Below are 22,104 nucleotides of genomic sequence, written 5' to 3'. Positions count from 1 at the left end.
CAGAACTCGCGGCCGGTGCGCGAGTTCCACCTTCCTGCGGGCGCGTTCCGCGTTCAGTCGCCGAGGGTGATGGCTCTCGAGGCCAGGTGCAGGGCCAAGCGGTCGTCCGGGCGGGAGAGGTCCACGCCCAGCAGCTGCTCGATCCGGGCGATCCGCGCGGCGACCGTGTTGCGGTGCACCCCCAGCACCGCGGCCGTCTCGGCGATCGAGGACTCCGCGTCCAGGTACGCCGCGAGCGTCCGCACCAGGTCGCCGGGCGCGTTGCGCAGCGGGGCGACCAGCGCGCGGGCCGCGGGCTCGAACGTGTCCGTCCGCGTCCACTCCAGCAGCAGCTGCGCCATCCCCAGCTGGTCCACGTGCAGGAAGTGCCCCGACTCCGGCCGGGTCGCGGCCAGCCGGGCGGCATCGGTCGCCTCGGCGATCGTCGCGGCCAGGCCGTCCGGGCGCGGGTGCGGGCGGCCGACCCCGAGGTGCGAACCGAGCGTGCGCCGCAGCGTCTTGTGCGCCGCCCGCAGCCGCGCCGCCAGCGTGCGCACCCGCTGGGCCGTCGGCTCCTGGTCGAACGTCACCCACCCGGTCCAGCCGTCGCCGTGCTCGACGACCACCGCCGTGATCTGCTCCGCCCGCAGCGCGCGCACCACCTCGGTCGTCCGCGCCACCGTGTCCACACTGGACGCCACGCCGATGCGCAACCCGACGTGCCAGCCGCCCAGCCGCCACCCCGCGTCGGCCGCCCGGCGGCGCAGGTCCGCGCCCGGCTCCGCGTCCAGCCGCAGCAGGTCGCCGAGCAACGCGGTGCGCGACCGCGCGTCCCGTTCCAGCTCCAGCCGGTTCGCCAGCAGCCACCGCTGCACCGCGCCCGCCGCGACCGCCAGGGCCGGCGGCACCACGTCCGCCCGCGCCGCCTCGGCCCCGGTCAGCTCGGCAGCCACCCACAGCACCGGGCCGGCCAGCAGCGCCGGGTGCGCCAGCAACACCCCGTCGTCGAGGTCCACCCGCTGCGGCACCGGCTCACCAACCCGGATACGCCCGGCCGACGCCAGCTCGCCCGCCACCGGCTCGCCCCGGTCGTCCAGCAACGCCACCGGCGACCGCAGCAGCCCGCGCAGCGCGGACACCACCTCCTCCGGCGAGCGCAGCCGTTCGCCGAGCGCGCGGTGCGTGGCGAGCACCAGGTTCGCGCGGTCCAGCTCGGGCGCGGCGAGCATCAGCCGGGCCTCGACGAGCAGGTCCAGCGGGCGCTCCGCCGTCACCAGCAGCGGCATCGCGAGCCGGTCGGCCAGCAGCCGGGTCGCGGTCAGCGGTTCGACCTCGGGCAGGAGCAGGCCCGCCGCGCCGCTGTCCGCCCCGCGCCGCAGGAGCGCGTCGATCTGCCAGTCCGTGCCCCGCAGCTCGCGCGCCAGCACCAGCAGCTCACCGGCCGCCGGGCTGTCCCCGGCGTCCAGCGTCGCCCGGACCGTCTCCAGTGGACGGTCCAGTCCGGACCCGCCCGCCGCCACCCGGACCCCGGCCCACGACGGCAGCGCCAGCAACCGACGCAGGATCATGCGAGCACCGGATCCGAGTCGATGCCGTACGCGCGCGGCCGCAGCACCGGCAGCCGCCGCGGATCGGTCCAGAACGGCGCCGCGGCCAGCCGCAGCACGTCGACCTCGATCCCGGCGCGGATCGCGTCGCACGGCACCGGGACGCCGGTGCGGTGGTCGACCACGGCGAGCACGTCAGGGGTGGACGCCACCGGCTGCCCGTCGCGCAGGGCCAGCAGGTACTCGTTCTCCATCTCCAGCCGCAGCAGCGCGCCGGTGCGGTGGTCGGTCAGGGTCGCGCTGCCGCGGCCGAAGCCGGCGCGTCCGTGCTGCCCGGGCCCGATGTGCCGGGACACCTCGAGCACCCGCCCCATCGCGAGCACCTGCCCGCCGGACGCTTCGGCGAGCCGGTCCGGCTCGGGGCTCTCCCCGGCCGCGAGCACCCGCCGCCCCAGTTCGAGCGCGCCGGTGACGCTGCCCATCACCGCGCACCCGGGCAGGTCCCCCGCGGGCACCGGGGCGAACGCCATCGCCGCCCAGCCGCCGGAACTGGCGAGGAACGCGCGGGCGCCGCGCTCGACCGACTCGTCCGAACCGGCCGCCAGCACCAGCACCTGACCACCCGGTTCGGCGAGCGCGGCCGGCGCCAGCCCGCGGCCGGTCGCGGCGATGGACAGTTGGTCCAGCCGCGGCAGCCCGCGCCCGGACAGGTCCGCGTCGGCGCACGGCAGGCCCAGCTCGACGGCGGCCACCAGCGGCATCAGCCCGTTCAGCCCGCCGATCTCGATCGACACCAGCGCCCCCGCGGGTGTGCCGGTCCAGCGTTCGATCGCCGCCACCGCGGTCGCGAACTCCGAGCCGCTGGGCAGTTTCTCGGTGAACGCGGCGGTCGCGCCGACGATCCCGACCGGCATCACGAGCGTCGCCGGATCCAGCGCCGCGGGCACGTCGGGTTCGCGGCCGTGGGTGACGAGCTGACGCAGCAGCGCCGCGGCCGTCATCGTGTCGCCGCCCCCGCCCGACCCGAGCAGCGCGACGCCCCGTTCGAGAGCGGGCACGTCCGCCGCGGTGATGCGCATGCTGGCCTTCATGTGCTGAGCTGGAGGTATGACCAGGGTAGACGATCCCGCGACCATGACCCCGGAACAGGCGCGCGCGGCGTTCCGCGCCGGAACCGTGGCGCCGACGTCGGGGTGGGCGGCTGGTTTCACCCAGACCAACCTGATCGCCGTGCCGCGCGACTGGGCCTACGACGTGCTGCTGTTCTGCCAGCGCAACCCGCGGCCGTGCCCGGTCCTCGACGTCACCGACCCGGGCAGCACCTCGACCGTGCTCGCCCCCGGCGCCGATCTGAGCCGGGACCTGCCCCGCTACCGCGTGTGGCGGCACGGCGAGCTGGCCGAGGAGGTCGACGACGTGCGCGGCCTGTGGCAGGAGAACCTGGTCGCGTTCTCGATCGGGTGCAGTTTCACCTTCGAGACCGGGTTGCTCGCGGCCGGCATCCCGCTGCGGCACCTCGAGCAGGGCCGCAACGTGCCGATGTACGTGACGAACCGCCAGTGCCGGCCGGCCGGGCGCCTGCACGGCCCGCTGGTCGTGTCGATGCGCCCGATCCCGGCCGGCCTGGTCGACGAGGCGACCGCGATCAGCGGCGCGATGCCGGCCGTGCACGGCGCGCCGGTGCACGCCGGCGACCCCGCCGAGCTCGGGATCGCCGACCTGGCCCGCCCCGACTTCGGCGACCCGGTCGAGGCGGAGCCCGGTGACGTGCCGGTGTTCTGGGCCTGCGGGGTCACCCCGCAGGCGGCGTTGATGGCGTCGAAGCCGCCGTTCGCGATCACCCACTCGCCCGGCCACATGTTCATCACCGACCGGCGCGACAGCGAGTACCGCGTGACTACGGCAGCGCGGTGAACGGCGCCAGGAACGTGCGCGCGGACGGGGTGTCCAGGCGGTAGGTCACGTTGGTGGCGTAGCACGGCGCGTCACCGGTGATGGTCGTGGACACCAGCACCCGCTGCCCGCCGATCGTGGCGAAGTTCGGGCCGCCGGAGTCGCCGTAGCAGGCGCCGCCGTTGCCCTGTGGCGCGGTCATCGCCAGGCGCACCCAGGTCTTGTTGAGCGCGTCGAAGCTGACCGGCGCCTTCATCCGCACCCCGCCGCCCGGGTGGGTCTGGCCGCCGGGACCGTTGACGGCCTCCTGCGTCCCGTAACCCACGACGACGAACGGCGTGTCGTTCAGGCCGCGCGGCCCGAGCTGGTCGAGCTGCCCGGCGGTGGGCAGCTTCGCCGGGGTGAACGACCAGCGCGCGGCGACCTGCTGCGCGGGCAGCTGGATGACCGCGATGTCGTGGGCGTCGGCGGAGTTGCCCGGGTAGGCCGGGTCGGTGTGGGCGACGCCCGGCACGCCCACCGCGCGCGCCACGGCCGCGGGGTCGCCCGGGTACTGCTGCGCGGCCGCGTCGAGGCCGGACTGCACGTCCTGGTCGAGCGAGACGTAGAACCGCACGTTCGCGGGCCAGTCGCTGGTGCAGTGCGCGGCGGTGAGGAAGGTGTCGCGGTCGACCATGGTGCCCGAGCAGACCCAGTCCACGCGGTCCGGCGTGGCCGGGTTCGCGTCGTTGTCCCAGGTCGCGACGAGGGCGCCGGCCTCGGTGCGCTCGGGCGCCGGGGTCGCGTTGTAGGAGCTGATGGCCGAGGCCGGGGCCGCCGTCGCCAGGATCGCGGCGACGGCGGCGGCCGATGCGAGTGCTGCTTTCATCCGGAAGAGTCAACCTCACGGAGGCGCGAAAAACACCCGACCAACGGCCCTACCGGAACGAGTAGCCGCCGTCCGGGTAGAGCGTCGAGCCCGTGGTGAACGTGGCGCCGAACAGGTAGAGCACCGCCTCGGCCACTTCGGACTCGTTGCCGACGCGGTGCAGCACCGTGTCCGAACGGTACTGCGCGAAGCTCGCCTCGCGGACGTCCGAGGGGCGCTGCGACCACAGGTTCCCGTCGATCGTGCCCGGCGCGACCACGTTGACCCGCACCGGCGCCAGCTCCACCGCCAGCCCGCGGCCGAGCCCCTCGATCGCGGCGTTGCACGCGATGTACGCGGGCGCCGGGCCCGGCGGGCGCACGCTCGCCGCGCCGGACATCAGCACCACCGAGCCGTCCCGGGACAGCTTCGGCGCCGCGTGCTTGACCGCGTGGTACTGGCCCCAGAACTTCGTCACGAACGGGCTCGCCGCGTCTTCGTCGGACAGCTCCCGCATCGGCCCGGTCGTGTAGGAGGCGCCGGGCGTGAACAGGTGGTCCACCCGCGGCACGGCGCCGAAGAACTCGGCCAGCGAGTCCTGGTCGGTGTTGTCCACGACGTGCCACTGCGCGCCGATCTTCTCCGCCGCGGCCTCCAGCGTCGCCGCGGTGCGCCCGCCCAGGAAAACCCGCGCCCCGGCGTCCGCGGCCCGCCGCGCCACCTCGAACCCGATGCCCGACCCGCCGCCGATGATCACGACGACCCGATCCGCCAGACTCACAGCAGTTCCTCCACCGGTGTGAACTCGTAGGACAACCCGAACGCGGCCGGCCCGAACGTCGCCAGCGCCTCCGGCGTGCGCATCAGGTCCGGGGTCGAGATGCCGACCACCACGACCCGCTGGCCGTAGCGCAGCGTCTCGGTGGTGATCGGCTCGGCCGACTCCGACTCCAGCACGCAGACCAGGTCCGGCACCAGGCACCGCACCTCGCCGTCGACCAGCGCCAGCAGGTTCTCGTTCTGGAACAACAGCTCGAGCTTGTGCTCGCCGTCGAACGACACCGCCTGCGCCCGTCCGCGCGCGAACCCGGCCTCGGTCCGGCGCTCCACATCGGACACCTTGCCGCGGAAGATCACGCGCAGGTTCTGGTACAGCGTCTCGTGCAACGCCCCGGCCAGCTCCGAAACCGGGTCCAGGTTGTTCTCCCGCGCCTCCCGGATCGTGCGGCCCACGGTCAACGCGAGCGACAGCGTGCGGGGCACCGCGGTGCGCTTGACCTCCGCGCCGCTCATCGCGTACTCGGCGATGTGCGCGACCCCGCCCAGCCGGATCGTGACGCCGCGTGCGAGCCACTCCATCCGCCGGTTGTCCGAGCCGGTGTCGATGACCGTGGTCTCGCCGCGTTCCCCGCCGATCGCCATCGGCGAGCCGGGCACGCCGTAGACGCCGAAGGTCTCCATCTGCAGCTCGGGGAACGCGCGGCCCATCCCGTCGGCGTCGACCACCGGCAGGCCCAGCCGCGCGCCGACGACCAGCGGGATCATCGAGTTGATGCCGCCGCACTCGATCGGCATCGTCGCGCTCGCCCGCTGGCCCAGGTGTTTTTCCAGCGTGCGCAGCGCCAGCACCGGCTCCTCGCCGCTGGGCAGCTTCTCGTGCACCACGGTCGGTGCGCCCATCTGCGCGGTCGGCACGACCAGGTCCTCGTCGCCGACCTCGGACGGGTCGAGGATCGTGATCGGCCCGTGCTCGCGGATCGCCTGCCGCACCAGCAACCGGCCGACGTACGGGTCACCGCCGCCACCGGTGCCGAGCACGGCCGCGCCCCGTGCCAGGTCTTCGAGGTGCTCCTCGGTCAGCGTCCAGCTCATGCCGGAACCCCGACCGGGTCGATGTCGTAGCCGAAGTAGCGCGGCCCGGCCAGCTCGATGCCCTCCGGCGTGTGCCAGCGCGGATCCGCGGGCGCGGCGATCACCGTGACCCGCTGGCCGTACCGCAGGCCCTCGGTGGTCACCGCCTCCCCGGACTCGGAGTCCAGGCAGCAGATCAGGTCCGGCACCGACGCCCGCGCGACGCCGTCCCGCTCGGCGACCAGGTGCTCGTTCTGGAACTTCAGCACCATCTCGCTGCCCGCGTCACCGTCCATTCCGGACAGCTTCGCCTCGCCGCGGGCGAACCCGGTGACCGTGCGCCGGGCGACGTCGACGACCTTGCCGCGGAACAGCTTCCGGCCACCGAGCCGGTCCACCACCCGCGCGACGGGATCGGTGTGCTCGGCGCGCGCCTGCCGCACCGCGGAACCCAGCTCGGCGCACAGGCTGAGTGTGCCCGGCACGAGCGACTCGCGGGCCTGCGCGCCGGACATCGCGTAGTTGCTGATCATCGCCGAGCAGCCCATGTCGATCGTCGCCGACCGCGCCAGCCGCTCCGCCCAGTGGTTGTCCACGGTGTCCAGCACGCCGCGGTTGCCCTTCTCGTCGGCGATCGACATCGGGGTCGCGCGGATGCCGTACAGCGTGGGCAGCACCATCTGCAGCTCGGGGAACGCGCGGCCCATGCCGTCGGCGTCCACCAGCGGCAGGCCCAGCTGCGCCGCCGCGACCACCGGGATCAGCGAGTTGACCCCGCCGGCCTCGGCGCACGCGATGTGCGTCAGCTCCTTGCCCAGGTAGGTCGCCAGGGTGCGGGCGGCCAGCCCGACCTGCTCGGCCGAGGGCAGCTTCTCGACCATCACCGTGGGCGCGCCCATCATCGCGACCGGCAGGACCACCGCGTCGTCGCCGACCTCGTCCAGCGGCACCAGCTCGACGGGACCGTGGTCGCGCACCGCCGACGACGCGAGCAGCCGTCCGATGTAGGGGTCGCCCCCGCCGCCGGTGCCGAGGATCGCGGCGCCGCGGGCAATGTCGTCGAGGTGGTCGATCGTGATCTCGCGCATCGTCACGCTCCCAGCTGCAGGTCGCCGACCGCCTTGACCCGGATGCGGGTGGCGTTGCCGGGCAGGTAGGGGATGGGCACCTCGTCGAAGTCGACGATGCCGACCGACGCGGGGCTGGCCCCGGCCGCGATCGCGCGGTCCACGGCCTCCTGCTTCGCCTCCTCGACGACGGCTTCGCGGCGGCCCGGCTCGATCGCGTACACCCGGTCGACCTCGCCACCGATCTGCGCGATGGCCGCACCGATCGCGTTGGCTACCGCGTAGTTCTCCGGCCGGTGCACCTTGCCGGCGTCGGACAGCTCGTCCGGCAGCAGCACCGAACCACCGCCGACCGCGACCACCGGCAGCGGCTCGGCCGAGGTGCGCATCCGCTCGACGACGTCGGACACGTCGGCGGCGATGCGGTCCAGCGCGGCCCGCACCAGGTCACGGTCCAGGTGCGCGACCAGGCTCGGGTCGCCGATCTCGGCGCGGCCCGCGGCCACCGCGAGGTCGGTCGCGGTGAGCGTGTCGCCGCCGAAGACCAGGGCCTTCGAGGTCAGCTCGTAGCCCACCGAGTCCGGGCCGACGGCCGTGCCGCGCACCCGGCTGCCGCCGCCGATGCCGATGGACAGCACGTCCGGCATGCGGAAGTTGGTGCGGATCCCGGCGACGCTGACATCCGTGGTCGCCTCGCGCGGGAAGCCCTGCCGCAGCACGCCGACGTCACTCGTGGTGCCGCCGACGTCGACCACCGCGCAGGTGTCCAAACCGGACAACACGGCCGCGCCGCGCATCGAGTTGGTCGGGCCGGAGGCGAACGTGGCCACCGGGTAGCGGCGGGCGAAGTCGACGTCCATCAGCGTGCCGTCGTTCTGGCTCAGGTACAGCGGCGCGGTGATTCCCGCGCCGGACACCGACGCGGCGAGGCCGTCCACGATGTGCGCGGCCAGCTCCCGCAGAGCGGCGTTGATGACGGTCGCGTTCTCCCGCTCCAGCAGGCCGATCCGGCCGATTTCGTGGGACAGCGAGATCGCCACGTCCGGCAGCTGGGCGGCGATGATCTCCGCCGCACGGGCCTCGAACTCGGCGTTGACGGGGGAGAAGACCGAGGTGATCGCGACGCTGCGCACCCCGGCCGCGCCCATGTCCTCGGCCGCCTTGCGCAGCTCGGACTCGTCGAGCTCGGCGATGTGGCGGCCGTCGAACTCGTGCCCGCCGTGCACCAGGTAGCTGCGCCCGGACACCGCGTCGACCAGCCGCTGCGGCCAGTCCACCATCGGCGGCAGTGACGCGCCGGCGGGCAGGCTGAGCCGCACGGCGGCGGTCGGCGCCAGCCGGTGCGCCTCGACGAGCGCGTTGATGAAGTGAGTGGTGCCGATCATCACCGCCTGCACCGCCGCCGGGTCGAACGCGCGCTGCTGCTGCAGGCCGTTGATCGCGGCGACGATGCCGGAGGTGACGTCCTCGGTGGTGCTGGTCTTGATCGAGGCGAGCACCTGCCGCCCGTCCAGCAGGACCGCGTCGGTGTTGGTGCCGCCGACGTCGATGCCGATGCGCACGAGAGTTTTCCTTTCCTAGACGGCGGGAACGGGGTCGGCGTCGGCGGTGCGGCTGCGGCCGATGCCGCGCACCAGGCCGAGCTTGCCCGCGACCACGTAGAGCACGAACGCCACGACGAGCGAGTTGATGCTGGGCAGGCCCCACTCGACGAACTTGCCGATCAGCGCCGAGGCGACCCAGACGACGATGGTGGCCGGCACCCACACCGGCGCGTCCTCGGGCACGGTTCCCTTGGCACGCGCGGCTTCCAGTTCGCCGCGCCACTTCTTGACCACGAAGTACTCGGCCACCATGATCCCGGCGATCGGCGGGAACGCGACGCCGAGCAGGGTGAGGAAGTCGGAGAACGCGCCGAGGATCCCGGCGGCGGCGAGGACGCTGCCGACGATGCCGAGCACGGCGGTGATCAGGCCGCGGTGGGCCTTGCGGCCGGAGACGGTGCCGATGAAGTTCACGACGCCCAGCCCGGACGAGTACAGGTTCCAGTCGTTGATCTTGATGGTTCCGGCGATCACGATCAGCAGACCGACCCAGCCGACCGACGACGTCACGATCGTGGTGATCTCGGCCGACTTCACCGCGTGCGCCAGGAGCACGCCGGCCATGCCGATCACGTACTCGCCGAGCGTGATGCCGACCAGCGTCTGCTTGACCACGTCACCGGTGGTGCGGTTGAACCGCGTCATGTCCGGCGTGATCACCGCGCCGACGATGAACCCGCCGGCGACGAGCGTGGTGCCCTCCAGCAGGCTCAGTCCCGGGCCGGGCGGCGCCGACGACACCAGCGCGGCGACGTCGTGGCTGGACAGCTCGGAGATGATCGACCAGCCGACCAGGATCAGGAACGCCGGGACGGTCAGGTACGCCGTCCACGCCATCGAGTGGAAGCCGCGCACCACGATCGCGGTCACGAGCAGGCCGAACACCAGCGCCCACGCCCATTCCGGCAGGCCGCCGATGAGCGAGACGAGACCCTGGGCCGACACCGCGGACTGGATGCCGAACCAGCCGATGAGGCTGATCCCGATCGCGAGCCCGATCAGCGCGGACCCGCCGCGGCCGAAGCCGGTCCAGCGGGCGATCATCGACGTCGACAGGCCTTCGCGCATGCCGATCACGCCGACGAGGATCGTGATGAGTTCGAGGATCACCGAGCCGAGGGTGAACGCGAGGAACGCCTGCCAGAAGCTCATCCCGAAGCCGACGGTCGCGCCGAGCAGGAACTGCGAGAGCGCGGACACCTGGCCGAACCGTTGGATCGCGACCGACCACCATGAGTAGCGGGCGCTGTCCGGGACTCTGGTGAGGGCGTAGTCGTCGACACCGACTGACGAGGCCATGCCGACCTCCTTATCCGGAGAAGAAGCGGTTCCCAGCACCGTAAACAGCGCGAACGGCCCGGTCACTGTGCGAGGTGCACAGGCTTGCCGTCGCGCCTGTGCACCTCGCCCGGTCAGAGGCTGCGGACCCCGTCGAGAAGCCGGTCGACCTCGGCGGCCGTCGTGTAGGGCGCGATGCCGGCCCGGACCGCGCCGGTGTCACCGAGTCCCAGGTGGCGGGAGCATTCCAGCGCGTAGAAGCTGCCCGCGGGCGCGTTCACGCCGCGCGCGCCGAGGCGCTCGTAGACGACCTGCGACGGCACGCCCTCGACGGAGAACAGGACCGTCGGGGTACGCCGTCGGGTGGGGGAGCCGTATCGGGTCACGCCGGGGATTCCCGCGAGTCCGGCGTCGAGGCGGTCGAGCAGGGCCTGCTCGTGCTCCTCCAGTTCGGTCAGCGACCGCAGCAGGCGCTGACGGCGGGTGCCGTCGCCGGGCACGAGGCCGGCCAGGAAGTCGATCGCCGCGGTGGTCCCGGCCAGCAGCTCGTACGGCAGCGTGCCCAGCTCGAACCGTTCCGGCACGGCGTTGGTCGAGGGCGCGAGCTTGTCCGGGTGCAGGGTCTCCAGAAGTTCGGGCGCGGCCGCGACCAGCCCGAGGTGCGGACCGAGGAACTTGTACGGCGAGCAGCCGTAGAAGTCGGCGCCCAGTGCGGTGACGTCGACGGGCGCGTGCGGAGTGAGGTGCACGCCGTCGACGTAGAGCAACGCTGGGGTTTCGTGCACCGCGGCGGCGATCGCCGGGATGTCCGGGCGGGTGCCGAGCAGGTTGGACGCCGCGGTCACCGCGACCAGGCGGGTGCGGTCGGAGAGCAGGCTGGTGATGGCGTCGACGGCGAGCTCGCCGGAGGACGGGTCGAAGTCCGCCCACCGCACGGTGACCCCGTGCGCCTCCGCGGCCTGCACCCACGGCCGGATGTTCGCGTCGTGGTCCAGCCGGGTCACCACGACCTCGTCGCCCGGCTGCCAGGTCTTGGCGAGCGTGCGGGAGAAGTCGTAGGTCAGCTGGGTCATGCTGCGCCCGAACACGACGCCGCCGGGCTCGGCGCCGAGCAGGTCGGCCGCGGCCTGGCGCGCCTGCGCCACGATGCCGTCGGCGCGACGCTCGGCGGCGGTGATCGAGCCGCGGTTGGCGATCGCGGCGCACAGGGTCGCGGCGACGGCCTCGCCGACGACGTCCGGCACCTGCGAGCCGCCGGGGCCGTCGAAGTGCGCGGCGCCCTCGTCGAGCGCGGGGAAGTGCTTGCGTACTGCGGTTACGTCATAGGCCACGGGGCCCAGCATGCCTCAGGAAGCGGCGAACGTGCGGCGGTAGTCGTGCGGGGACACCCCGACCACGCGGTGGAAGTGGTGCCGGAGCAGGGCTCCCGTGCTGAACCCGCACTCGCGTGCGATCTCCTCGATGCTCAGCCGGGTGGTCTCGAGCAGGGTGCGGGCGTGCAGGACCCGTTGCGTGGTGAGCCACTTGACCGGTGTGGTGCCGGTTTCGGCGGCGAAGCGGCGGGCGAAGGTCCGCTCCGACATCTGCGCGCGCCGGGCCAGCGCCGGGACCGTGTGCTCCTCGGCCAGGTTCTCCACCATCCACGCCAGCACCGGTTCCAGGCTGTCCCCTGTGGACTCCGGCATGGGCAGCTCGACGAACTGCCGCTGGCCACCGTCGCGCTGCGGGGGCACCACCATGCGGCGGGCGATCGCGGTGGCCGGCGCCGAGCCCAGCTCCCGGCGGACCAGGTGCAGGCACGCGTCGATCCCGGCCGCGGTGCCGGCGCTGGTGATGATGTCGCCGTCGTCGACGAAGAGCACGTCCGGGTCCAGGATCGCCTCGGGGAAGCGCTGCTTGAACTCCTCGATGTGCTTCCAGTGGGTGGTGCACGGCCGTCCGTTCAGCAGGCCGGTGGCGGCGAGCAGGAACGCGCCGCTGCACACGGTCAACAGGGTGGCGCCGTTCGCGTGGGCCGCCCGGATGGCGTCGAGCACCGCGGGCGGGTAGTCGTCGCGCACCGCGGCCGCCGGGATGGCGACCAGGTCGGCGCCCTCCAGCCCGTCGAGGCCGTGCTCGGGGATGAACTGCACGCCGACGCCGGCCTGGATGGGTTCGCCTGGCCGTTCGCCGCACACGCGGAACTCGATGGGCGGCACGCCGTCCTCGGTCCGGTCGATGCCGAAGACCTCGCAGACGACGCCGAACTCGAAGACGGCGGCGCGGTCGACCAGCACGCTGGCCACGGTTCGGAGCATGGTCACAGAGTAGCTGGCAGGATTTTGCCGGACAAGGACCGTTCTGCCACTTCTGGCAGGTTCTGATGCGGCGAATAATTTCTGCCATGATCGGTTTGTTGATGTTCCTCCTGCTCATCGCCCTGATCGTGTGGGGCCTGAACCGCAACCACCGCCGTCAGGAGCCGCCGCGGATGTCCGGCAGCTTCGACCTGGAAGACCGCGACGCGCTCCGGATCCGCGGCGAGGTGGCCGCCCGCCGGGCGGAGGTCGCCCGCCCGGAGTTCCGGACCGCCACGGCTCCGCGCACGCGTCACCACCTTTCGCGCGCCTGACGACGACCTAGACTGGGCACCACCTCGACGCCGAGGAGGACGCGTGCCCGAGCTGAGCCTGGCCGACACGAACGGCATCCTGCGCCAGCCGTGGATCCACCCGGCCCGCTCCAGCGCGGGCCTGGGCTGGGACCGGCTCTACGTCTCCACCCAGGCCGAAACGCCCTACCGCGCGAGTTTCGACGCGGCGGGCACCCACCTGGTGATCCTGCACCTGGATGGCCCGGTGACCGTCCGCCGCGGGCGGCACCAGGTGGCCCGCATCCCCGCCGGCGGGCTGTTCCTGCACCCCGCCGGCCGCGATCTCACCGTGGAGTTGGGCGGGCAGCTGCGGACCGTGCACGCCTACCTGCCCGACTCGGTGCTGCGTGAGGCCGCCGGCGGACCGGTCGGCCTCGGCGAGGAGGTGGTCGTCGCCGATCCACTGGCCGAACAGGTGATGCTGAGCCTGGACGACGTGCTGCGCCGGTGGACGCCCACGGCCCGCACCTACGTCGACCACCTGGGCGGCCTGCTCGCCGCGCACCTGGCCCACCGCTACGGGACGGCTGTCGAGCCGGAGTCGGCCGCGCTGTCCCGGACCCAGCTCGCCGCGGCGCGGGAACTCATGGAGCAGCGCCTGGCGGACCCGCTGCCGCTGGCCGACCTCGCGGCCGCCGCGGCGCTGAGCGTCAGCCAGTTCACGCGCCGCTTCAAGGCCGCCACGGGCGAGACCCCGCACCGGTACTTGATGCGGCTACGGGTCGAGCACGCTTGCCGGTTGTTGCGGGGGAGTGCGTTGTCCATTCCGGAGGTGGCTGCGCGATGCGGGTTCTCGCACCAGGAACACCTCACGCGCGTGATGCGCGGACGGATGGGGGTTACGCCGGGGGCGTATCGGCGGGGAAATTCCTAGGCCGACTCCACCCCAAAACCGCAAGCCGGCGATGGACGCGCATCCGCCCGTAGGGCGGGCTCGTCGCCTCCCGAGGCGCGGCTTTTAGGATCAAAAGATGTCCTCGCCGGACGGGCAGGCTCCGGGATGACCACCCAGCTCCGGCTGGTGCAAAGCCCCGGCTGGCGCGCCGTGCGCGTTTTGTGCCGAAGGATGCTCAGAACGTGCAGGCGTCCGTCCACCGCTGCGGCCGATACTCGTCACACATCGGCGGCAAGCGGAGTGGAGCGCGAAAATGCGGGGCTTCGTCTACTCGGCTCATCCGGCCCGGGTCGTGTTCGGCTCGGGGACGGTCGCTCAGGTGCGCGAGGAGGTGGCGCGGCTCGGCGGCACGCGGGTCCTGCTGCTGTCCAGCCCACCACTGCACGACGCCGCCCAGCCGGTGCGGGACGCGCTCGGTCCGCTGCTCGCCGGGGAGTTCGACGGCGCCGCCATGCACACGCCCGTCGAGGTCACCGAGCAGGCCCTCGACGTACTCGCCGAACACGAGGCGGACTGCCTGGTCGCGATCGGCGGCGGCTCCACCACCGGGCTGGCCAAGGCGCTCGCCGTGCGCACCGGTCTGCCGCAGGTCATCCTGCCGACCACGTACGCCGGCTCCGAGGTCACCCCCGTCCTCGGCGAGACGGAGAACGGCCGCAAGACCACCCGGTCATCGCCCGCGATCCTGCCCGAGACGGTGATCTACGACGTCGACCTGACCCTCGGCTTGCCCGTCGCCGTCTCGGTGACCAGCGGCATCAACGCGATGGCCCACGCCGTCGAGGCCCTGTACTCCCCGCAGGCGAACCCGATCGTCGACGGCATGGCCCTGGACGCCATCGCGCGCATCGCCCGGTCGCTGCCGACGCTCGTCGCCGATCCGTTCGATGTGGACGCCCGCGCCGACCTGTTGCAGGCCGCGTGGCTCGCCGGGACCTGCCTGGCGACCGTCGGCATGAGCCTGCACCACAAGCTCTGCCACACCCTCGGCGGCTCGTTCGACCTGCCGCACGCCGAAACCCACACGGTGATCCTCCCGCACGCCATGGCCTACAACGCCCCGGCCGCGCCCGAGGTCATGACCCGCATCGCGGCCGCGCTCGGCGCCCCCGACGCACCCAGCGGTGTGTACGACCTCATCGTCCGCTGCGGCGGGCCGACCTCGCTGCACGAGCTGGGCATGAGCCTGGACGACGTGCCCCGCGCGGCTGAACTCGCCACCGCCAAGCCGTACCCGAACCCGCGCGAGCTGACCCGCGAGGGCATCGAGGAGCTGCTGCGGCAGGCGTGGCACGGCGAGCGCCCGGGCGGTGGCCGCGCCGTGCCCGATCTGAGCTGGCTCACCCGCCAGGTCGTCGCCAGCTTCGACCAAGCGCCGGACCCGCGTGCGAAACAGCTGGTCACCGACCTGGTCCGGCACCTGCACCACTACGTCTCCGCCAACGACGTCACCCAGGACGAATGGCAGTACGCCATCGACTTCCTCACCCGCGCCGGCCACATCACGACCGACACGCGGCAGGAGTTCGTGCTGCTCTCCGACGTGCTGGGCGTGTCCAGCGCGGTGGACGTGCTCACCAACTCCCGCACCCCGGACACCACGCCGTCGGCGGTGCTCGGCCCGTTCTACGTCGAGGGCCCGCCGGCCGTCGAACACGGCACCGACATCGCCCGGGGCCTGCCCGGCACCCCGATGTGGGCCGACATCCGCGTCGCCGACCCGGACGGCAAGCCGGTCCGCGACGCCGTGGTCGACGTGTGGCAGTCCAATGAGGACGGTTTTTACGACGTGCAGCTGCCCGACCTGGATGGCCCGGTCCTGCGTGCCCGCTTCCACAGCGACGCCGACGGCCGGGTGCGGTTCTGGTCGATCCTGCCCAAGGAGTACCCGATCCCGGAGGACGGCCCGGTCGGCCGGATGCTCGCGGCCACCGGACGGCACCCGTGGCGGGCGCCGCATGTGCACTTCATGATCAACGCGCCGGGGCACCAGCAGCTCATCACCCAGCTGTTCGTGCGGGGCGGGCCGTACCTGGACACCTCGTCCGGTCGCGGCGACACCGTCTTCGGCGTCAAGGATTCCCTCGTCGTGGACTTCGTCCCGCGGCGCGGCCCCACCCCGGACGGGCGGGCCGTGGACGGCGAGTGGCGGTTGCTCGAGTTCACCTTCCGCATCGCGCGCTAGGAGTTTCCATGCAGACCTTCGACACCGACGTCCTGGTCGTGGGCAGCGGTCCCGCGGGTGGTTCCGCGGCGTTGCTGCTCGCCACATACGGGGTGCGGACGCTGCTCGTCAGCAAGTACGGCTGGGTCGCGAACACCCCGCGCGCCCACATCACCAACCAGCGCACGCTCGAGGTGCTGCGCGACGCCGGCGTCGAGAAGGAGGCGCTGGCCGCGGGCACACCGCAGGAACTGATGGGCGACACCGTGCTGTGCACCTCGCTGGCCGGCGAGGAGATCGGCCGCATCCGCACGTGGGGCACCGGGCCGCGGTCGCTCAGCGAGTACGCGGCGGCCAGCCCGTGCGGCATGATCGACCTGCCGCAGACCTACCTCGAACCGATCCTGGTCAACAACGCCGCGGCCCGCGGCGCGAAGGTGCGGTTCGACACCGAGTTCCTGTCCTTGGAACAGGACGCGGACGGCGTCACCGCGCGGTTGTTCGACCGGGTCCGGGGCGACGAGTTCACCGTCCGCGCCCGGTACCTGATCGGCGCGGACGGCGGCCGCAGCCTGGTCGCGGAGCAGGTCGGGCTGCCCATCGCCGGGCAGAGCGGCAAGGCCGGCAGCATGAACATCGTGTTCCGGGCCGACCTGTCCCGGCACGTCGCGCACCGGCCGAGCGTGCTGTACTGGGTGATGCGGCCCGGGGCGCACCTCGGCGGCATCGGCATGGGCCTGGTGCGGATGGTGCGGCCGTGGGACGAATGGCTGCTGACCTGGGGTTACGACATCTCGCAGCCGCCACCGGAGGTCGACGAAGCGGCCGCGCGCGAGATCGTGCACGACCTGGTGGGCGACCCGTCGATCGATGTGGAGATCACGTCCACTTCACTGTGGACGGTCAACCACTCCTACGCCACCGAGTATTCCCGCGGCCGGGTCTTCTGCGCGGGCGACGCCGTGCACCGGCATCCGCCGTCGAACGGGCTCGGGTCGAACACCTCGATCCAGGATTCCTACAACCTGGCGTGGAAGCTGGCGATGGTGCTGCGCGGTGAGGCGGGGCCGGGGCTGCTGGAGACGTACACGGCGGAGCGGGCGCCGGTGGGCAAGCAGATCGTGGACCGGGCGAACCTGAGCCGCGACCAGTTCGGGCCGATCTTCGCGGCGCTGGGCATCGCGGGTGGTGGGGACGACGAGGGCATCGTGGCCGGGCTGGCGGCGTGCCGGGCGGCGGATGCGGAGGGCGTGAAGCGGCGGCAGGCCCTGCACGAGGCGATCGAGCTGAAGAACTACGAGTTCAACGCGCACGGGGTCGAGCTGAACCAGCGGTACTCGTCAGGCGCGGTGATCCCGGACGACGCTGAGCCGGAGGTGTGGGAGCGGGATCCGGAGCTGTACCACCAGTCCTCGACCCGGCCCGGGGCGAAGTTGCCGCACGCGTGGCTGGTGGACTCGCAGGGTGCTCGCTTGTCTACTTTGGATTTGGTCGGGCGGGGCGAGTTCACCGTGGTGACCGGTCTCGCCGGTGGGGCTTGGGTTTCCGCCGCGGAGGAGTTGTCGTTGCGGGCGGTGTGCGTCGGGGATTCCGGCGCCCGGGACGCCTATGGCGAGTGGCGCCGGGTGTCGGGCCTGGATGAGGGCGGTTGTGTCCTGGTTCGTCCGGATGGTTACGTGGCCTGGCGGAGTGTGTCGGAGGTGCCTTCCGGGCACGTGGAGGTGCTCCGCGAGGTGCTGAACCGGGTGCTGCACCGTCAATCTTTCCCCAATTAGCCACGATCGGGTGAAGCCGACGGTGCCGGGACTGTCTTTTTGTCGGTGCCGCCCTGCATAGTCGATCGCACAGCAACGCGAACTCCGAGGGGGAGACGATGTGCGGAAAGTGCGACCGGCCGGGCGGGCACCTGCGGCACCTGTGCGAAATCATCGGCGAGCACGGGTGGGCGGTGATTTCGTTCGAGGGCAACGGTTCGCGCCCGCCGTGGGCGTACACGGTGGGCCTGACGGGCCGGGGAAGACCGGAGCTGCTGGTGACGGCCATGGAGCCGCTGCCGGCCCGCGACGTGCTGAACGAGGTCGCCGCACACCTGCTCCACACGGGCGAGCCAGACCTCGATCCGGGCGAGCGGCTGCCGGGCCCGGGAAACCTGCTGATGGAAGCCGTGGCGGTGGAGGTGCCGTCGGTGCACCTGACCACCGCGGTGGACCTGTACGGCCCCCGGATCCGGGCAACGCAACTGGTCCACGCGGACGCCCAGGGGCACTGGCCATGGCACCAAGGATGGCAAGGCCCCGGCGGACGCCAGCCAGTACTAGGCCCTCGCGCCGCCGCGAGCCTCGCCCAGCTGGCGAACCCTCCTTGGCCCTAGGAAACCCGTGCGCCAGGCGGATGGGCTGCGCGGGTGGGCAAGGCACGGTGGCTTAGCGGACCCACGCGCCCGGCCTTCGACGCGCCCCCGCCTGGCTTCGGCGCGCACGCGCTTGGCCTTACCGCGCACGCGCCTGGCTTCGGCGCGCACCCGCTTGGCCTTGCCGCGCACCGCCTGGCGTCGGGCGCGCCGCTTGCCCGGACAGACAAGGCACCCTGCCGCCGAACAGGCCCACGTCCCAGCCACCCGCCGCCGCGCATGCCCAAGAGGGCACCGCCACTCGCCCTCGCCTTGGACACCGCTGAGGCGCAGCGCCGACGGCAACAGCCTTCCGCGGGAGGACGGATTCCCGGCCAGGGCAACCCTGGCCGGGAATCCGCTGCCGACTCCTTGTACATGATCGACTCGACGGTGGAGCCAGCCCATCAAGCATGGCGGGCGCCAAATCTGCCGCGCGAGCAGGACGCGGTGCATCGCGCTCGATCGGCGCGGGCATCGGCCGGGCGTGCTCAGGCGCGCCCGGGAGCCCGGCCGAGGCCGCCGCCGCCGACGACCGATCCGCGTTCACACAGAGGAGGAGAAAGACGCCCCACTCAGAACCAGCCGACGCCCGGCACACAGCGGTGCCCAAGGCCCGCGCGCGGCGGTGCGTCTTGGGTTGCCCCCGGGCGGAGCCTCGCCTCGGCCCGCCGACAGCGGTGCCCCCTCGGACCCACCCGCAGCGGTGGCTAGGGCCGCCCGCGGCGGTGTGCCTTGGGTTGCCCCCGGGCGGAGCCTCGCCTCGGCCCGCCGACAGCGGTGCCCCCTCGGCCCGCCGACAGCGGTGCCCCCTTGGACCCACCCGCTGCGGTGGCTAGGGCCGCCCGCGGCGGTGTGCCTTGGGGCCGCTCCCAGGCGGAGCCTCGCCTCGGCCCGCCGGCAGCGGTGGCTTAAAACCCATCGACAGCGGTACCCCAAGGCCCGCCCACAGCGGTGCGCCCTAAGGCCGCCCGTGGCAGTGCCCTAAAGCCAGCCGACAGCGGTGCTCTTAGGCCCGCGCGCGGAGGTGCGCCTTGGGTCGCGCCCAAGTGAATCCTCGCCTGGTCCGCCGGCTGCGGTGCCCCTCGGCCCCACCCACTGCGGTCGGCACCGGCCCACCGGCAGCGGGAACCTCACCGCGGCTTGCGGCGCCGCACGGCCATCCAGTCGAAGTCGCGCACCCGGAAGTTCACGCCGTTCGCGGCACGCACGTCGCGGCGGTGCTCGATCAGTTCGTCCGTCGTCCAGGGGCTGACTGGCCGCTTGCGGCGGGTGCGCAAGTCGTGCACCCCCGCGGCGACCAGCAACAAAACAATAAGGCTGACGATGACCACCAGAATCACCATGGAAGACCTCCCCCAGACGGGTCCCCTCCGATTCTGCCACCGATCGTGCCAAGAAGGGAGAACTCACGTGTGAGACCCGCGCGGCTGGGCGACCATGCGAAGGAACGCCACCGCAACGAACGGGAGGACACGCATGGCCACGATGCTGGCCGGCCGGCTGGAGATCGGCTCGCGCAAGTTCGGCGTCCGGGAGGTGCCGATCCCCGAACCCGGGCCCGGCCAGGTCCGGATCAAGGTGCGCGCGGCCGGCGTGTGCCTGTCCGACGTGCATCTGATCGACGGCACCCTCACGCCGCTCTTCCTGGAAACCCCGGAAGTCACGCTGGGTCACGAGGTGGCGGGCGAGATCGACGCGATCGGGCCCGACGTCCCGGACCGCTGGCACGAGGGCCAGCGCGTCGCGCTCGAGGCGGGCGAGCGCTGCGGCCAGTGCCCCAACTGCGCCCGCTTCCGCGACCCCTGCCTGCAGGTCCGCACGCGCGGCGTCGACTACGACGGCGGCTGGGCCGAGTACGCCCTCGCCAGCCAGCACACCCTCATCCCGATCCCCGACGACCTGCCGTTCGTGCAGGCCGCGATCGTGCCGGACGCCGTGTCCACGCCCTGGGGCGCGGTCACCGCCACCGGCCAGGCCCAGCCGGCCCGCCCGGCCGGGGTGTGGGGCGCGGGCGGGCTCGGCGCGCACGCGGTGCAGCTGCTCCGGCTGATCGGCGCCGCCCCGATCGTCGCGGTCGACCCGTTGGAAGCGGCGCGGGAGCGGGCGCTGGAGTTCGGCGCCGACCTGGCGCTGGACCCGGGCGACCCCACCCTGCGCGAGCAGATCCTCGCCCTCACCGGTGGCGCCGGGCTGGACGTCGCGTTCGACATGGCCGGAGTCCCGCCGGTGCGCGAGCAGGCGGTGAGCTGCCTGGGCCTCGGCGGACGCCTCGTGCTCGTCGGCCTCACCCCGAAACCGCTCACCGTGACCGACGGCATCGGCTTCAGCTACCGCGGCCAGCGCCTCCTCGGCCACTACGGCTCCCAGCCCGGTGCCGTCGAGCAGCTCATCGAACTGGCCCGCTACCACCGCGTGGAGTGGAGCCGCTCGATCAGCGGCACCTACCCGCTCGCCGAGGCCGCGACCGCCGTCGAGCACCTGGAACGCAAGGAGGGCAACCCGATCCGTCTCGTGCTGGTGCCCTGAGCCGCGCTGGGGATGCACGGCGCCACCGGCTGAGGCAGGCTGGGGGCATGGCCGAGGACAGGGTGACGGTGCAGGTCGACGGGCGCCGACTGTCCTTGTCCAATTTGGACAAGGTCCTCTACCCGGAGGCGGGCTTCACCAAGGGTCAGGTGATCGACTACTACGCGCGCATCGCCCCGGTGATCTTGCCGCACCTGCGCGACCGGGCGCTCACCTTCCGCCGCTGGCCGGGCGGCGTGCAGTCGAACCCGTTCTACGAGAAGGACGCCGGACGGCACGCCCCCGACTGGGTGAAGACCGCGAAGATCGCCGGTGGCGGGCGCGGGCAGAGCTCGGACGTCAACGCGTATCCGCTGGTCAACGACGTCCCGACGCTGATATGGGCGGCCAACCTCGCCGCGTTGGAACTGCACGTGCCGCAGTGGACCGTCGGCCCGCGCGGGGCTCGCCGCAACCCCGATCTGCTGGTGTTCGACCTCGACCCGGGCGAGCCGGCGACGATCGTCGAGTGCTGCCGCGTCGCCGAGCGGCTGCGGGACCTCCTGGCGGCGGACGGGCTGCGGCTCTACCCGAAGACCAGCGGCTCCAAGGGCCTGCAGCTGTACGCGCCTGTGAAGACCGCGACACCGGAGGACACCTCGGCCTACGCCAAGGCCGCCGCGAAGAAGCTCGCCGACGAGACGCCGGACGAGGTCACCGCGGCGATGACGAAGAGCCTGCGGCCGGGCAAGGTGTTCATCGACTGGAGCCAGAACAACCCGCACAAGACGACGGTCGCGCCGTACTCGCTGCGCGGCCGCGCGGAGCCGACCGTGTCCACCCCGGTCACCTGGGACGAGGTCGAGGCCTGCCGCCGCCCGGCGCAGCTGAAGTTCCTCAGCGACGACGTCCTCGACCGGGTCGAGGAGATGGGCGACCTGCTCGAAGACCTCCACGAGAACCCGGCGAAGCTGCCCCGCGCCCGTTGACCGCGCAGCCGGATGCGCCCCCGTGCCACCCAGCGCGACGGCGATCGCCGCGGTCGGCGGAGGCTGGTAGCCCATCCGCGAGCGCCCCCGTGCCACCTGCCCGGCGCGCGTCGGCGTCCGGCGGTGCAACGGCAGGCACTGAGGGCTGGCCCCGATCGTCAGCACGAGCGCGATCAGCAGCTCACCCGCCAGCACCACGAGGGTCAGCTTCTCCGGGACCGTCGAGCAGCCGCGCCACCCCCAGGACGAGGAGCGCGACGTACCCGGCGAAGAGGACCGGCCAGACCGCCCGGCGCCGGCGTTCGCTCACCCTCGATACGCACACGGCCCCGCTTCAGCGCGGCGGTCAGCGCGGTATCCACGACCCGCCCGCCGAGTAGGAACCGATCTCGGCCGTGGTGAGCGCCTGGGCCGTCGGCCCGTCCACCCCGACCAGCCCCGGCCGAGGAGCGCCGGGACCG

19 protein-coding genes are annotated in these 22,104 nt (G+C 72.9%); 8 read left to right on the top strand and 11 right to left on the bottom strand.

Features of this window, described 5'->3' with window-relative positions:
• Positions 1 to 53 precede the first annotated feature (53 nt).
• A complete protein-coding gene (locus IE290_RS28365; protein WP_191247741.1) occupies positions 54 to 1,547 on the bottom strand; it encodes a PucR family transcriptional regulator in 1,494 nt (497 codons plus the stop codon).
• Positions 1,544 to 2,605 carry a DUF917 domain-containing protein gene (locus IE290_RS28360; protein WP_191247740.1) on the bottom strand — a complete coding sequence of 354 codons (1,062 nt, stop codon included), beginning with the start codon at positions 2,603 to 2,605 and terminating at the stop codon, positions 1,544 to 1,546. The genes IE290_RS28365 and IE290_RS28360 overlap by 4 nt, the downstream gene beginning before the upstream one ends.
• Before the next feature lie 55 nt (positions 2,606 to 2,660).
• Between IE290_RS28360 and IE290_RS28355 the strand changes: the two genes are divergently transcribed.
• Positions 2,661 to 3,440 carry a putative hydro-lyase gene (locus IE290_RS28355; RefSeq protein WP_229874781.1) on the top strand — a complete coding sequence of 260 codons (780 nt, stop codon included), beginning with the start codon at positions 2,661 to 2,663 and terminating at the stop codon, positions 3,438 to 3,440.
• Here the strand turns inward: IE290_RS28355 and IE290_RS28350 are convergent.
• The 8 genes from IE290_RS28350 to IE290_RS28315 form a co-directional block, all read right to left on the bottom strand.
• Positions 3,424 to 4,287, bottom strand: coding sequence for a trypsin-like serine protease (locus IE290_RS28350; protein WP_191247738.1), 864 nt, complete (start codon positions 4,285 to 4,287; stop codon positions 3,424 to 3,426). The genes IE290_RS28355 and IE290_RS28350 overlap by 17 nt on opposite strands.
• A 49-nt stretch (positions 4,288 to 4,336) precedes the next feature.
• The gene (locus IE290_RS28345; RefSeq protein ID WP_191247737.1) at positions 4,337 to 5,047 is read right to left on the bottom strand and encodes an SDR family oxidoreductase; all 711 of its coding nucleotides are present in this window, start codon (positions 5,045 to 5,047) and stop codon (positions 4,337 to 4,339) included.
• Positions 5,044 to 6,138, bottom strand: coding sequence for an S-methyl thiohydantoin desulfurase family protein (locus IE290_RS28340; protein ID WP_191247736.1), 1,095 nt, complete (start codon positions 6,136 to 6,138; stop codon positions 5,044 to 5,046). Before IE290_RS28340 ends, IE290_RS28345 begins: the two co-directional genes overlap by 4 nt.
• Entirely contained in the window at positions 6,135 to 7,211 is a 1,077-nt protein-coding gene (locus tag IE290_RS28335; RefSeq protein ID WP_229874753.1) for an S-methyl thiohydantoin desulfurase family protein, read from the bottom strand. The genes IE290_RS28340 and IE290_RS28335 overlap by 4 nt, the downstream gene beginning before the upstream one ends.
• The gene (locus IE290_RS28330) at positions 7,208 to 8,746 is read right to left on the bottom strand and encodes a hydantoinase/oxoprolinase N-terminal domain-containing protein (RefSeq protein WP_191247734.1); all 1,539 of its coding nucleotides are present in this window, start codon (positions 8,744 to 8,746) and stop codon (positions 7,208 to 7,210) included. Before IE290_RS28330 ends, IE290_RS28335 begins: the two co-directional genes overlap by 4 nt.
• 15 nt (positions 8,747 to 8,761) lie before the next feature.
• Positions 8,762 to 10,087 carry a purine-cytosine permease family protein gene (locus IE290_RS28325; RefSeq protein ID WP_191247733.1) on the bottom strand — a complete coding sequence of 442 codons (1,326 nt, stop codon included), beginning with the start codon at positions 10,085 to 10,087 and terminating at the stop codon, positions 8,762 to 8,764.
• Between the two features lie 113 nt (positions 10,088 to 10,200).
• Entirely contained in the window at positions 10,201 to 11,397 is a 1,197-nt protein-coding gene (locus tag IE290_RS28320; RefSeq protein ID WP_229874752.1) for a cysteine desulfurase-like protein, read from the bottom strand.
• A 15-nt stretch (positions 11,398 to 11,412) separates the two neighbouring features.
• Complete coding sequence (locus IE290_RS28315; RefSeq protein WP_191247731.1) at positions 11,413 to 12,363, bottom strand: GlxA family transcriptional regulator; 951 nt, start codon at positions 12,361 to 12,363, stop codon at positions 11,413 to 11,415.
• Between the two features lie 86 nt (positions 12,364 to 12,449).
• Here IE290_RS28315 and IE290_RS28310 point away from each other — a divergent pair, with 86 nt between their 5' ends.
• From IE290_RS28310 to IE290_RS28290, 5 genes are all read left to right on the top strand, one after another.
• Positions 12,450 to 12,677 carry a hypothetical protein gene (locus IE290_RS28310; protein WP_191247730.1) on the top strand — a complete coding sequence of 76 codons (228 nt, stop codon included), beginning with the start codon at positions 12,450 to 12,452 and terminating at the stop codon, positions 12,675 to 12,677.
• 43 nt (positions 12,678 to 12,720) lie between these two features.
• Positions 12,721 to 13,572, top strand: coding sequence for an AraC family transcriptional regulator (locus IE290_RS28305; RefSeq protein ID WP_191247729.1), 852 nt, complete (start codon positions 12,721 to 12,723; stop codon positions 13,570 to 13,572).
• Between the two features lie 274 nt (positions 13,573 to 13,846).
• Positions 13,847 to 15,778: a maleylacetate reductase and hydroxyquinol 1,2-dioxygenase domain-containing protein gene (locus tag IE290_RS28300; protein ID WP_191247728.1), complete on the top strand. Its 1,932-nt coding sequence runs from the start codon at positions 13,847 to 13,849 to the stop codon at positions 15,776 to 15,778.
• An 8-nt stretch (positions 15,779 to 15,786) separates the two neighbouring features.
• On the top strand, positions 15,787 to 17,532 hold the full coding sequence (locus IE290_RS38315) for an FAD-dependent oxidoreductase (protein ID WP_191247727.1): 1,746 nt from the start codon (positions 15,787 to 15,789) through the stop codon (positions 17,530 to 17,532).
• 98 nt (positions 17,533 to 17,630) lie between these two features.
• Positions 17,631 to 18,128 carry a DUF4262 domain-containing protein gene (locus IE290_RS28290; protein ID WP_191247726.1) on the top strand — a complete coding sequence of 166 codons (498 nt, stop codon included), beginning with the start codon at positions 17,631 to 17,633 and terminating at the stop codon, positions 18,126 to 18,128.
• Between the two features lie 1,151 nt (positions 18,129 to 19,279).
• Here the strand turns inward: IE290_RS28290 and IE290_RS28285 are convergent.
• Positions 19,280 to 19,492, bottom strand: coding sequence for a hypothetical protein (locus IE290_RS28285; RefSeq protein ID WP_191247725.1), 213 nt, complete (start codon positions 19,490 to 19,492; stop codon positions 19,280 to 19,282).
• Positions 19,493 to 19,625: 133 nt separating this feature from the next.
• Here IE290_RS28285 and IE290_RS28280 point away from each other — a divergent pair, with 133 nt between their 5' ends.
• Together IE290_RS28280 and ligD are read left to right on the top strand one after the other, a co-directional pair.
• Positions 19,626 to 20,675 carry a zinc-binding dehydrogenase gene (locus IE290_RS28280; RefSeq protein ID WP_191247724.1) on the top strand — a complete coding sequence of 350 codons (1,050 nt, stop codon included), beginning with the start codon at positions 19,626 to 19,628 and terminating at the stop codon, positions 20,673 to 20,675.
• 47 nt (positions 20,676 to 20,722) lie between these two features.
• Complete coding sequence (ligD, locus tag IE290_RS28275) at positions 20,723 to 21,643, top strand: non-homologous end-joining DNA ligase (protein WP_191247723.1); 921 nt, start codon at positions 20,723 to 20,725, stop codon at positions 21,641 to 21,643.
• The last annotated feature ends 461 nt before the right edge of the window (positions 21,644 to 22,104 follow it).

Origin of the sequence: Amycolatopsis deserti, from assembly GCF_014653945.1 — a bacterium.
Taxonomy (GTDB): domain Bacteria; phylum Actinomycetota; class Actinomycetes; order Mycobacteriales; family Pseudonocardiaceae; genus Amycolatopsis_E; species Amycolatopsis_E deserti.
This window is presented reverse-complemented; position numbering and strand designations above follow the sequence as displayed.